The organism is Bacillus sp. PK3-067 (genome assembly GCF_056738645.1).
The window spans coordinates 819,251-832,257 of sequence record NZ_CP096490.1 but is presented as its reverse complement, the minus strand read 5'-3'; the positions used below and the strand labels follow the sequence as shown (position 1 = coordinate 832,257).

The window sequence follows — 13,007 nt, the reverse complement described above, 5'->3', positions numbered from 1 at the left end:
TTCGCTCCTTCATTCTATACTAATTTTAGTATAACAAAAAAGAAGCCTATCATGATAAGCTTCTTTTCTTCTCTCTTATTTGTTTATGCTTTTTTCAACAAGTGAAATCGTATACTCTAATGTACGATTCATTGTTTCTACCTGTGTATCTTTTACTTTTACATCTTTCACTACAGCTTCGGCCACTGTAATTTTTTGACTCAGTGCTTTCACTGAACCGTCCGTTACATTTGCATCTTGCGCTTTTTTCACTACTACTTTTGCAGATTCAATATTGATTTGTAATTTTTCTTTCGGTGTTTTCGGTTGTTCTACTACTTTAGATTGTACAAATGTTACATTAGCTGTTTTTAATTCGTTATATGTTTGAACGATTTGCTCTCCCGTGCTCCCTACATTTTCAAACACTTGTTTTGCATTATTATAGCTTTTCTCTAGTTCTTGAAATGCTTCCTTTGAATATTGACCTGGCTTATCACCAAACTCATACGTACCAGCTAACACTTCTTTCCCTTTTCCAAGCTCTTCATATAACGCGTTCACTTGCTCTAATTTCGTACGGTTAGAAAACTCATTGTACGCTGCTAATACTTCTGAAGAACTTAACGCTTTACTATATAATTTCGCAAGCGCGATTTTACCGTTTAACGGAATACCACCATTGCCGTTACTATCAGGATCAGCTCCAAGTGCAAATGGTACATTTGGATGATACACTTTTCCTGTAGCTGGTTGGCTATTTACTTTTTTACCATCGACATAAATAGCTACTTCACTTCCGTTATACGTTCCTGTTAAGTGATATGTTTTGTTTGCTTCTAATTGAACTCCAACACGTTTATAACTGCCGCCAATGTGAGCCCATAATTCAACATAGCCGCTTCCTGTAGACTCAAATCCAATTCCACCGCTCTCTGTATTTTGCAAAATACCTTGTCCACGGATTTGATTCATTGAAAATACCGTTTCTAACGTAAATGTATTTGCTACTTTCTCTTTTTGTGCTGCTGAAAATGGAAGGTATCCAAATGTATTAGATTGTCCGTTTAACTTCATAACATTCTTTTTCAATGCTTTATCATATTCAATAGTCACATTGCCCTTCACATCACCTTTTGTTCCAAATGGTGAATTGTCTTTAAATGTACCATCTGCAAAATTCACATCAAAAACATCAGCCTTTGGCACTTTTACATTCGGATCAATATCATCTTTTTTCGTAGTAATTTCTGCCGTTAACGGCTGCACACTTTCATTACCAAACGAATCAATTGCAACGACTTCAAGTGTATATGTTTTCCCGCCATCTAACCCTGCAAGCGTGAACGTAAGATCTTTCGGCACTGGATCACGATAAAACTCTGAGAATGCTAACAATTTATTCTTTATTTCTCCCGTTTGCTTATCTCTAGCTTGTACACGGTAAGAATGAACAAGAAGGTTGTCCAACGCTTGTGGGAATGTTACTGTTGCTGCATTTTCTGTTACATTTGATACAGCAAGCTTTGCATCCTTAGCAAAGTATGGCTTTTCTTTATCACGATCTTCTACATGTGTAAATGTGTCTTTCTTTGCTGGTAATTTAATTTTCCAAGGCTCGCCTGTCCAAGAATTCGTATGGAAATCACGACGATTAATCGTTACTTCTTTATCATCTACTTCTACTAATAAACCTTGGCTTAACGTACTAGCTCCTGGCGGGATATTCCCTTGTACTTTACCACCTTCAACTTCCATATAACTTACTGAAGATGTACCAACTGATGTAAAGTCTTTTTGATGTATCGATCTCGGATCATCTAATGGATAATGTGAATGACCTGAAAACGTAATAACTTGTGGGTATTCTTTTAATACTGCATTAATTTTTGCGCTATCTTGTGTTCCCCATTCATGACTACCGTATACTGTCTCTTTAATGTGTTGATGTAAAAATACAAAAATCGGTTTTTCTGGATCATCTTTTTGCGCTTTTGCCATTTCTTCTTTTAACCAATTAATTTGCTTGTCCGAATAATAGCCATGAGTTGTTCCATTCTCTGGAGACATAACAAGGAAGTGATAACCTTTTACCACTTTATGATAATAAATTGATTCCATACCTGTTTTTTCTAAGAAACGCTTCTGTGCGCCCTCTACAGATAAACCGTTCCAATAATCATGGTTACCAAGAGAATTCATTCTCACGGCATCTTTATTTGCATTTTCATTATACACTTGCATGAAACGATCATATTGCTGCACTGATCCTGCATCTGTGAAATCACCTACAATAACAAATGCATCTTGCTTTGGTGCTAGTGTATTAAACTGTTCAATCGCTCTTTTCCAGCGAAACGTATCATCTGTTCCACTGTTTTTAATATGCACATCACTTACAACTGGAAAAACTATCTTCTTCTCACTTGATGCCTTTTCTTGCTTTTTCTCTTCCGCCTTGACTGATGTACTCCATGGAAATGATACGAATGCTAATACAAAAACCATTAATAATCCAATAAGGCCTTTTACTTTTCTTAAAGCATTTCTGTCCACGTGAATCCTCCTCATAATAATTGATTCATTACAAGGGCTATTTTATCTAATACATGTTAATGTCGTTTAAATAACAAATGAAATTTATTAGATTTTTGTAAATATACAGTTAATTAGAAATTAAGTCCAACATTACTCGTACTATTTTATACAACCACCTTTTGTCTAAAAGAGTCTGATCATTCTTTTCCTATGACTATTCACATATAATCTTTTCTATAACACTAATGATAAGTTAAGGTTTAAGCCTATTAGACAATCTTAATTTTTAATATTTCCTTCTTTTTTTAACACATCGGCCATGCTTTTACATTTAATAGTAATAAAAGACAACTTAAAAGGAGGGGTTGTATGAAGAATAAAAAAAATATCGGCTGTTTCGCTCCTTTATCTATTATTTGTCCAGACCCTTGTCCACCGCCCCCTCCTCCAAATCCAAATTGCGAGCGAGTAACAAATGAATTTGCAGGGAATTTCCTCATAACTAATAACACCATCTCCTCTGCCAAAGATGTATCACAATTAATGATACTATGGCAAAGTGATGGGATACTACTTATATCAGGTACTGTCTCGGTTTACAATAGTACTAGCAGCAACGAAGCAATTACAATTCAAATCGTTGGAACAGTAACCAATATTTTCACTGTGTTTCCTGGTAATACAATATCGTACACAGGAAAAGACCTACAGTCGATCAATATTATCAATATAACAAGTAATCCTTCACTATATTTAGAAGGCAAGTACTGTTGCGAATTTACATGTTGCTTATAGAATACCAATTTCATTATTTCCTTAATATAAAAAGCATACCGTTCACGGTATGCTTTTTATGAGATTGGATAACGTACTGTAATACAAAACTCTCCTTGATTAACAGTCGTTCCTGTCGTAGTAATTCGGACAGTAGTAAAATATCGGACAGTGAAAGTACCACTACTTTGTGGTTGTACAGTAATTGTATCAACCACTGTTGCACCTACTAAAAAATCAACTGTAATCGGGTTGGCACCTACATCATACTTCACGTAACCTGAACCATATACTTCTTGCGTGATATTATTTGTATATACAATTTGAGTACCAGCACCTGTAATAGACCAGTCTGTACATACTTGGTCTTGCACAAGTGTTTTATTAGAACAACAAGACAAACTGGAACTTCTCATTCCCATTTCGATCCTCTCCTATTCTGCTATGAAAGTGGATAACGTGTTGTAATACAAAATTCTCCCTGATACGTTCCAGCAGGTGTTGCAGGTAACACAACTTGTATACTATCAAAGCGGCGATACGTAAAAGCAATACTCGTTCCTGGGTTTAATGTTTGTGTATCAATTGTACCCCCAGCAGAATCAAGTACCTCTACAGTAATTGGGCCTGGTCCAACATCATATTTAACAAAACCAGTACCAATTACGTTTTGGTTAATATTATTTGTATAGAGAACATTATCAATTGCTGTTGCAACTACAGTAGCAGACCACGGACTACACACTTTATCTTGCACATAATTTTTATCTGGACAACAAGTTAATGCTGACCCTGAGCACTCACAAGACATAGTTGTTTCCCCTCTCTCTTTTATATTCCCTATATGTGTATGTCCCCCAGAGTCTTTTGCCTGTACTATTCATCTATTTTCAAAAAATATTCATGTGACTAGATAGATTCTGTTTTGTTTCTTTTTTTCATATATTTATAGACAAAGATACTAGCAACGATAAGAATAACGCCTCCTAATATCGGTAACATATATTGCCCAACAACATCCGCTGCTTTTTCCCAATGTGGACCTAATTTCATTCCAAAATAAACATACAAAGTCGTTAACGGGAACATTGCTACAAATGTATATATACTAAATTTCCATATGTTCATTTTCGCCATACCACATGGAACAGAAATAAGCGTTCGAACTCCTGGCACAAAGCGTCCAACAAATGCTACAACCGGTCCATATTTCTCAAAGAAATCATCTGCTTTTTGAATTTGTTCTTCTTTAATGAAGAAGTATTTCCCGTATTTTATTAATAGAGGACGACCACCGTAATAACCGAGTGCATATAACGTTAAAGGTCCTGTCGTTCCGCCGAGGGTTCCGGCTAATACAGCAAGCCAAAAATTCATATCTCCCTCGTACACCCAATAACCAACCATGGGCAAAACTACTTCTGCTGGAATAAATTCAAACGTTAATGCTAACACAACTCCAAAATAAGAAAATTGCTTTAAAAACTCGATTATATCTAAAATAATTTGCTCCATATTTTCTACCCCAACTCCTATCCTACGTTTACGTTATGCTTTTCTTGTAATTGAACTGGCGCCATTTTTACAATTCGGTTCAAAATAAATAATACAATTCCAATATCATCTAAAATACCGATAAACGGTAAGAAGTCTGGAATTAAATCGAGCGGCATCGCAACATAACCAACTAAAAACGCAATAGATAAAATTTTCTTCTTTATTGAAACCTCTTTTGAAGTGAAAAAGTCAAATAGGAATGGAACAAATCGGCGAACATGAAATACAACTCTTAATCTACTAATAAGTTTTTTCATTTTTATATCTCCTCTCTTTGTATACAAAAAGGCCCCTACCAAACATGGTAAGGGTCCTAAAAAAGACAATAAGGGGCCTTTACCATTGCTGGTAAAGGTCTCACTAACAACGAAACGTTGCCAATAAAGCCGAGGGTTTCTCCCTGTAATGACGACTTTACTGTAATAAGTTACTCCCCTTTATATACACAATTTTATACAATCACATTAAAATATTTTGGAGGGCTTGTCAATATATTTTATATCCCACATCCTCCTGCTTAACATTCCGTAAAAACAAAAAACGTATAGGAAATTTCTTACTATCTCATAATATACATAATCATTTTTGAATGAAAGGAGAGGCTTCATTTGCATACCGTATGGAAAGGTGCCCTTTCACTTGGACTATTAAATATAGGAATCAAACTATACAGTGCCGTAGAAGAAAACGATATAAAGTTTTTAAGTCTTCATAAAGAATGCTTAACACCTATTAAATATAAAAAATTTGCTCCTGATTGTACGGATGAAGAAATTGATGATAAAGATATTGTAAAAGCCTATGAATACGCACCTCATAAGTACATTATTATGGATGAAAAAGAATTAGCTGAGTTGCAAAAAGCTCACGAACCAAGATCTATTCGTATTATATCTTTTATCCAAAATAACGAAATTGATTCTGTTCTCTACGATCGTTCTTATTTTATAGGCCCTACCTCAGGACATGAAAAATCATATTTATTATTAAAAGAAGCACTTGAACGTACGAATAAACTTGGTCTTATCCATATTTCCATTAGAAAAAAACAACATTTAGCTATTATCCGTAACTTTGAAGATGGGCTTATATTACAAACTATTCACTACCCTAATGAAATTCGCGATATAACAAATACACCTAACTTACCAAGTAACGAAAATTATCCGATTCAAAAACAAGAACTCACAGCAGCAATCAATTTAATCCACCATCTTACAAATCCTTTTGAACAAGAGATGTATACAGATGAGTATAAAGAAGCCCTTACCGAACTAATCGAAAACAAAATTGAACAACAGGAAAAAACCGAAACAATCTCTCCAACTCCAAACATCATCAATATTATGGAGACATTACAGGCAAGTATTGAACAAGCAAAAATAAAAAGAGAAAATAAAGCAGAAAAAGAGGCCAAATAAAATTGACCTCTTTTTTCTTTAAAGCGGATTACATTTTGGCATCTCAAGTCCAGACGATTGTGCTAATTTTAATAAGTAATAACATTCTTCTCTTGCCATATGATCCGCCATTCTAGCAGATAATGCACTTAATATTTCATTCGATAACTCCAGCTCTTCGACCTCATGGAGAAAATGCGAAAATAATTTTAACTCAAGTGAAACATCTTTTGTAAACTTCTTTAATGCAGGAAAATGATGAAGCTCTGTCCGTAAATACCCCGTCATTTCAACTGCCTTTAAATAAAATTGTTCAAAGTGCTTCGTAAATTCTTCGCTTTTCTCTTTTAATCTTTTTTCAACAAGATCTAATCCACCAGAAATAGACCCTGCATGGCCAGCCGCATCCGTTAACCAAACGAGATGATAATGTAATTCATGAAAAACAGGCGGAACTTCTCCTTTATTTAAAAATTCTAACACTGTTATATACTCTTCTACTTCGTTTACCATATGATTGATGAAAGTTGGCGTAAAATGAATAGTGATTTTTCCCTCGAGTTGTTTCTGTATAATACTTAATTTAAACGTTCGTATTTCCTTTGCGGCTCGTTCTGCCTCTTTTGAAAACGCAATGAGATTCACATTACGAACTTTATTTAACAGATTCGTAAATGTTTCAACAAAATAAGTGGCCTTTTTTATATCCTCTTTTTCCTTCGGAGCTAATGCATCAAGTAAAAATTGCGAATGATCAGTAAGCACCTTTAGCCAAAATTGATGCTCAAACAATGCACTTTCTTCATAATTCCTCTCCACTAAATCCCCTCCGTTTATTCGTCCTTCTCTATCACTTGAATTTTATATCCATCTGGGTCTTGTACTACAATACTCTTCTCACTTTTGTTTTCTGTATATGCAATTTTATAAAACACTAACCTCTTCTTTAAGTTCTCTATGTTAGAAATTGAAAACATTAGTACATCAACCGAATCCGTAACACTCTTCTCACGCCCACCCAAACTACGATTCATTACAAAACTAACTCTCATTGAATCAGCATCATACCAAACCCCTGTTACATCTAATTGGGGTCTTTCTAAACTAGGCTTGATTCCTAAAATCCCTTCATAAAAATACAAAGTTTCCTTTAAGTTTTTCACTTCCAATACAATGAATTGTTTCACATTCTCCACATTCATTCCCCCCGTACCTATTACTTTTTTATATGTGTCATAAAGGCCTATTATGTCTGAATACAATACGTAGTGATGAAGAATATAGGGAGGTTTATTAATGGATAAATATATGAAATCATATGTGCCATATCATAGTCCTCAAGATCCTTGTCCTCCTATTGGTAAAAAATATTACTCTACCCCTCCTAATTTATATTTAGGTTTTCAACCGCCAAATTTACCACAATTCTCACCGAAAGAAGCACTACAAAAAGGAACCTTATGGCCTATCTTTTATGATTATTACGAAAATCCTTATAAAAAAGGGCGGTGACTACTGACGTGAACCAGCCACTACCAGAAGAGTATTATCGACTTTTAGAGAATCTCCAAGAATTAGACTTTGTATTAGTTGAACTAACCCTTTACTTAGACACCCACCCAGACGATACAGCAGCTATTAACCAATTTAATGATTTTTCCTATAAACGAAGAGTATTAAAACAACAGATGGAAGAAAAATATGGACCGCTTCAACAGTATGGAAATAGCTATTCTAATGCCCCTTGGGAATGGAGCAAAGGTCCTTGGCCATGGCAAATATAAAGGAGAGAAACTATGTGGATTTATGAAAAAAAATTACAATACCCTGTTAAAGTAGGAACTTGTAATCCAGCACTTGCAAAATTATTAATTGAGCAATACGGTGGTGCAGATGGAGAATTAGCTGCTGCACTACGTTACTTAAATCAGCGTTATACAATCCCGGATAAAGTCATTGGCCTCCTTACCGATATTGGTACAGAAGAATTTGCGCATCTTGAAATGATTGCTACGATGGTTTATAAGCTGACAAAAGATGCGACTCCTGAACAGATGAAGGCAGCTGGTCTCGACCCTCATTACGTCGATCATGACAGCGCACTTCATTACCATAACGCAGCTGGTGTTCCATTTACTGCAACCTATATACAAGCTAAAGGTGATCCAATTGCCGACCTATACGAAGATATTGCGGCTGAAGAAAAAGCGCGTGCCACATATCAATGGCTTATCAACCAATCTGACGATCCCGACATAAATGACAGTTTACGCTTTTTACGCGAACGAGAAATTGTCCATTCACAACGTTTCCGAGAAGCGGTTGAAATTTTAAAAGAAGAACGCGATAGAAAAATATATTTTTAATACACGTATCCTAGCGATATGTGTTTTTTTTACGTTAAAAGTTAAATCCTTCCTATTAAACATACAAATAGTATATTTATTCGATTTAATGCATTATTTTTTAATTTTTTCAAAATTCCCTATTGCTTTCTAGTCATCAGACCTTTAAAATAATAACAGTTACTCGACAAATTATTTGAATTTTCGACAAAAATACTCATTAGGAGGATTTTCTTTATATGCGTACAACTTTGAAACCAGCGCAAATACTTTCGATTAGTTTATTACTCTTCGCAGTTTTCTTCGGTGCTGGTAATATGATTTTCCCGCCCCTTCTTGGCCTTTCTTCCGGAGAAAATATGTGGGTTTCCATTACAGGGTTTATTATTACAGACGTCGGTTTATCTTTACTTGCTATCGTTGCTGTTGCCCTTGCTGGTGGTAGTTTTAACACTTTAGCGAGCCGTGTTCATCCAAAATTCGCAGCAGTATTCGCTATCATTATTTATCTTTCAATCGGCCCACTATTTGTTATTCCACGAACTGGATCTGTATCTTATGAAATTGGGATTGCACCACTTTTCCCAGATCAATGGTATTCTATGTTAGTTTTTAGTGCGATTTTCTTTACAGTCGTTTACTTCTTATCATTAAATCCATCCAAGCTAGTAGATCATATCGGTAAAATATTAACGCCAATTTTACTTGTAATTATTGCAATTATGGCAACAAAAGCGATTCTTTCACCAGGAACGTTTGCAGAGCCTATCGGTGACTATAAAGACATCCCGTTTTTCAAAGGATTTCTTGAAGGATTTTTAACGTTAGATGCAATTGGCGCTCTCGTACTATCAACAATTGTTGTAAATGCAATTCGTCAAAACGGTATACAAGAGAAGAAATCTATCGCGAAATATACAATCATTTGCGGAAGTATCGCTGCTCTATTCTTAACAATTGTTTACTTCTTACTCGGTTATATCGGAGCTTCAAACGGAAACTTGGGACAATTCGAGAACGGTGGTCAACTATTAGCAACTGTTATGTACCAATTCTTTGGGACAAGCGGTAATGTTTTATTAAGTATCGCCATTATCTTCGCTTGTTTAACAACAGCAATTGGTGTTGTAAGTGCATTCGCCAACTATTTCGCAACAGTATTAACAAATGTTTCTTACAAAAAGCTCGTACTATACGTTTGTATCTTTAGTTTCGTTATTTCAAACTTAGGATTAAGCTTATTAATTAAAATCACACTACCTGTATTAATTATTTTGTACCCAATTACAATCATTTTAATTTTCGTATCATTTATCGATAAATATACGAAACGTAAACCTTCTGTCTACATCGGAGCAATGATCGCAGCATTCATTATTAGCTGTATTCATGCACTTGATAATGTGGGAATGATACCAAGTTTTATCGCTAATATCGTACACACGATTCCTTTTTATAACTTAGGAATCGGCTGGATCGTTCCAGCAATAATTGGTGGTATAATCGGATACTTTATTCCGCAAACAGAAGCTGAAGGTGAAGTTTCTGCAAAGTAAAAAGAAGCAAGCATGAAATCCATGCTTGCTTCTTTTTCTCTTCACATCGTATGTTTAAACGTAAACAACTCTTCCTTTGACTGTACAGCAGATTGTTCCTCTTCTACAACTTCCTTCTTTATCTCTCCCCCTAATCGAACTTTCAACATCGCCTCTTCTAGACTTTTTACAATCATATTTCCTGAAAAAATGGTAAGCCCGAAAAATGTAATTGGGACGAGAGGAATCCATGGATGCACTGTTAAAGATCTAAAATAGACTCCAATTAGCCCTGACCATTCATGTGTGTAAGATTCTATTTCTTCTATCGGTCCTAAAAACTTAACCGTTCCGCCAAAGAATATTTCTAGTAATCCTAAGTGCAGTAAAATAGTAAGAGTCTGCGTAAACTGCTGAAAAAATACAAGTATAAACGTCATATAAAGGTGCGGGAAAAGATGCTTTATAACAATATGTCTTCTCGATCCACCTAATATGCGTGCGGCATCAACAAATTCCTCCGTTCGCAATTTACGAACTTCCTTCGCAACATACAGTGCAATAACTGGCATTACAAGCATTACAAGTAAGACAACTTGAAACGAAGCCCTTTCAAAAAAGGTTGTTGTTTCCTCCCCGCTTCCAAATGCATTTGCAAATTGAAGAAAAAAATACGCAATCATAACTGTCGGAATAACTGTAAAACTATCAAAGAAAGCCTCAATTTTTGAAAACCCTCTTTTTATATACGTTCCGAGTACGACACCGAAAAACACACCTATTACCATTCTAAGTGCCGCAATTAAAATAGATATACCAATCGTCCACTTCGCGCCTTCAATAACTAAATGTAAAAGGTCGTATCCTTTCCGATCTGTCCCGAGTAAAAATTGTAATGAAGGTGAAAACGGTGGCACTTGTGGATTTTCATCCGCATCATATTGCAATGTAACTTGTCTAATATGTCCATCATTCCATAACGTATTTCCGATGCTCAAAAGAACTAATAGGAGAAGAAACCCAATGCTTATCCAAAATCTTTTATCACGTTTTATATACGTCCACATATTATAATCTCTCCTTCATCGCAGCCGGAATGAGATAATGAAACAATTTAAATAAAATAAAAATCGGAATATATATAAGAAGCACACTAACGATGAAAACCTCAACTCTAATACCAAAATAAGATTTCAAAAACATAAAAATACCACCCGTATTAAAAATCCATTCTATAATATATAAATTAGATAACATAAAAAAGATATTCGTTTTCGCAAAGAATAATGTACTAAGCAACACATTTCGTAAAATATGACGATTTAAAATATGAAAGCGCCCCAGCCCTTTCGCCTTAGCAAATAGTACATAATCTTTTTCTAGTTCATTTTCAAAACGAAGCACGACCATTTTTACAAACATAATCGTAGTCGGGATGCTCAAACAAAGTATCGGCAATCCTCTAATTGACTCGCCTCCAATTGAAGCAATTTGAAAAGGTAAAAAACCTGTTTGTTTAAAAAACCATATAACTAAAATTTGTGATACTAAAATAAGAAGGATATCTGGAATAGATTCTAGGAAGATAAGAAATGATTTAATTCGATGTTGTATACGCGGTGAACTACTCATAATTACATAAACAATACAAAATGCTACAAATAATGAAATAAAAAAAGCAGCTAAAAAAATAATAATCGTTTCTTTATAATGGACGAACAGCTGCGGAAATAAAAATTTACCTTTCACATATTGCAAATTGGAAATATCCATTAAGTTCACAAACACTTCTTTTAAACTCTGTATGTACTTTGATACATCCAGCTTAAATCCATAAAACAATTTCGGCAGAGCCCCTAACATAATAATCCCCAAAATCGAAATAATAAATTGAATTGTCACTTCCATCCCATTCAGAAAAACTTTTTTGACCACGTTTTCCCTTCTCTCTCTTTATATTTTACTCTCTAATTTTATTCTTAATTTTCTGAATTGTAAATATTCAATCATAAAAAATCACTAGGTTATGATCCTAGTGATTCTTTATGCGCATGCCTTTCTCTTTTTGCAAACGGCATATACAAAATAAAACACCCAATAAGCGCTGCGAGTTCTAATGAAATAATATAGTAAGGATGCGGTCCTAACATATCGAGTAATGAAGCTGTTTCTGGCTTATGAGCTAAAAACATATAATTACCGCCTGTTTTATAATTCACAAACGAAACAAGCGGAATCAATATGTTTAAAAATATCATCGTACGCTTAATAGATTGCAAGGTCGGTCTATAGCCTTCCACCCAAGTCATAAAGAGTGGTGCCCAAATGAGCAATATATGCGCGATAAAATATTCAATGAAACGAAAATGCGGAAAAGCATACTGCAAGTTTGGCGTTAAAATAGCTTGTGATGCACCAATAATTCCCGTGAAAAATACAATCTCATATATGCGGTAACTTTTCGTTACGATCATAATCGACGCTAATAATAAACTAATCGTACATAATTCAAACGGTAATGAAGTAGCTAGCTCAAAAATCCCCGCTTTCCACTCCCACATATGAAGCCCAATTTCACTACCTATAAATAAAAATGCAATTGCATATCGAACCGTTATATTCCACTCACTTTGACGTAATACATCTTGGTATTGATACAGAAAAAATATCCCCACCAACATAATAAATAATATAAGGGCATGTTGCCTTGAGTATGGAATAAATGGTTTTAATGGGTGTGCGCTAAAATAAGCTTCCATCTTCCTTCCTCCTTTCCTCCATACAATATTATTGTAAGAAAGAAACGACGAGTCAATTCATTTGCTTACACTAGGACAACCTCTACCTTACATTTACATATTCATACCTTACAAAACTGT

At 34.9% G+C, this 13,007-nt stretch carries 16 protein-coding genes; 6 read left to right on the top strand and 10 right to left on the bottom strand.

Features of this window, described 5'->3' with window-relative positions; translation table 11 throughout:
• Positions 1-75: 75 nt before the first annotated feature.
• Complete coding sequence (locus M1D73_RS04325) at positions 76-2,535, bottom strand: LamG-like jellyroll fold domain-containing protein (protein ID WP_121868515.1); 2,460 nt, start codon at positions 2,533-2,535, stop codon at positions 76-78.
• Between the two features lie 351 nt (positions 2,536-2,886).
• Here M1D73_RS04325 and M1D73_RS04320 point away from each other — a divergent pair, with 351 nt between their 5' ends.
• Positions 2,887-3,312, top strand: coding sequence for an S-Ena type endospore appendage (locus M1D73_RS04320; RefSeq protein WP_086401415.1), 426 nt, complete (start codon positions 2,887-2,889; stop codon positions 3,310-3,312).
• 56 nt (positions 3,313-3,368) lie between these two features.
• Here the strand turns inward: M1D73_RS04320 and M1D73_RS04315 are convergent, their stop codons facing one another.
• From M1D73_RS04315 to M1D73_RS04300, 4 genes are all read right to left on the bottom strand, one after another.
• Positions 3,369-3,713, bottom strand: coding sequence for a DUF3992 domain-containing protein (locus M1D73_RS04315; protein WP_000525819.1), 345 nt, complete (start codon positions 3,711-3,713; stop codon positions 3,369-3,371).
• Between the two features lie 20 nt (positions 3,714-3,733).
• The gene (locus M1D73_RS04310; protein WP_001277537.1) at positions 3,734-4,102 is read right to left on the bottom strand and encodes a DUF3992 domain-containing protein; all 369 of its coding nucleotides are present in this window, start codon (positions 4,100-4,102) and stop codon (positions 3,734-3,736) included.
• A gap of 98 nt (positions 4,103-4,200) precedes the next feature.
• On the bottom strand, positions 4,201-4,806 hold the full coding sequence (locus M1D73_RS04305) for a DedA family protein (RefSeq protein ID WP_000435017.1): 606 nt from the start codon (positions 4,804-4,806) through the stop codon (positions 4,201-4,203).
• Between the two features lie 17 nt (positions 4,807-4,823).
• Positions 4,824-5,105, bottom strand: a complete 282-nt coding sequence (locus tag M1D73_RS04300; protein ID WP_000733844.1) for a YkvA family protein — start codon at positions 5,103-5,105, stop codon at positions 4,824-4,826.
• Positions 5,106-5,456: 351 nt separating this feature from the next.
• On the opposite strand from M1D73_RS04300, the gene ku reads away from it, so the two are divergent.
• Positions 5,457-6,269 carry a non-homologous end joining protein Ku gene (ku, locus tag M1D73_RS04295; RefSeq protein ID WP_000557737.1) on the top strand — a complete coding sequence of 271 codons (813 nt, stop codon included), beginning with the start codon at positions 5,457-5,459 and terminating at the stop codon, positions 6,267-6,269.
• 18 nt (positions 6,270-6,287) lie between these two features.
• Here ku and M1D73_RS04290 read toward each other — a convergent pair whose 3' ends face one another.
• Together M1D73_RS04290 and M1D73_RS04285 are read right to left on the bottom strand one after the other, a co-directional pair.
• Positions 6,288-7,067 carry a DUF2935 domain-containing protein gene (locus tag M1D73_RS04290; RefSeq protein WP_000440988.1) on the bottom strand — a complete coding sequence of 260 codons (780 nt, stop codon included), beginning with the start codon at positions 7,065-7,067 and terminating at the stop codon, positions 6,288-6,290.
• 14 nt (positions 7,068-7,081) lie between these two features.
• A complete protein-coding gene (locus M1D73_RS04285) occupies positions 7,082-7,510 on the bottom strand; it encodes a VOC family protein (protein WP_162837398.1) in 429 nt (142 codons plus the stop codon).
• 34 nt (positions 7,511-7,544) lie between these two features.
• Here M1D73_RS04285 and M1D73_RS04280 point away from each other — a divergent pair, with 34 nt between their 5' ends.
• From M1D73_RS04280 to brnQ2, 4 genes are all read left to right on the top strand, one after another.
• Complete coding sequence (locus tag M1D73_RS04280; RefSeq protein ID WP_000362187.1) at positions 7,545-7,760, top strand: spore coat associated protein CotJA; 216 nt, start codon at positions 7,545-7,547, stop codon at positions 7,758-7,760.
• 8 nt (positions 7,761-7,768) lie between these two features.
• A complete protein-coding gene (cotJB, locus tag M1D73_RS04275; RefSeq protein WP_001075543.1) occupies positions 7,769-8,032 on the top strand; it encodes a spore coat protein CotJB in 264 nt (87 codons plus the stop codon).
• Positions 8,033-8,044: 12 nt separating this feature from the next.
• Positions 8,045-8,614 carry a spore coat protein CotJC gene (gene cotJC, locus M1D73_RS04270; RefSeq protein ID WP_000265278.1) on the top strand — a complete coding sequence of 190 codons (570 nt, stop codon included), beginning with the start codon at positions 8,045-8,047 and terminating at the stop codon, positions 8,612-8,614.
• 218 nt (positions 8,615-8,832) lie between these two features.
• Entirely contained in the window at positions 8,833-10,149 is a 1,317-nt protein-coding gene (gene brnQ2 / locus M1D73_RS04265; protein ID WP_001260934.1) for a branched-chain amino acid transport system II carrier protein BrnQ2, read from the top strand.
• 41 nt (positions 10,150-10,190) lie between these two features.
• Here brnQ2 and M1D73_RS04260 read toward each other — a convergent pair whose 3' ends face one another.
• From M1D73_RS04260 to M1D73_RS04250, 3 genes are all read right to left on the bottom strand, one after another.
• Complete coding sequence (locus tag M1D73_RS04260) at positions 10,191-11,195, bottom strand: ABC transporter permease (RefSeq protein WP_136363042.1); 1,005 nt, start codon at positions 11,193-11,195, stop codon at positions 10,191-10,193.
• Between the two features lies 1 nt (position 11,196).
• Positions 11,197-12,063 (bottom strand): ABC transporter permease subunit, encoded by an 867-nt coding sequence (locus M1D73_RS04255; RefSeq protein ID WP_000239670.1) that lies wholly within the window; start codon positions 12,061-12,063, stop codon positions 11,197-11,199.
• Between the two features lie 89 nt (positions 12,064-12,152).
• Entirely contained in the window at positions 12,153-12,887 is a 735-nt protein-coding gene (locus tag M1D73_RS04250; RefSeq protein ID WP_000388698.1) for a YwaF family protein, read from the bottom strand.
• Positions 12,888-13,007 lie beyond the last annotated feature (120 nt).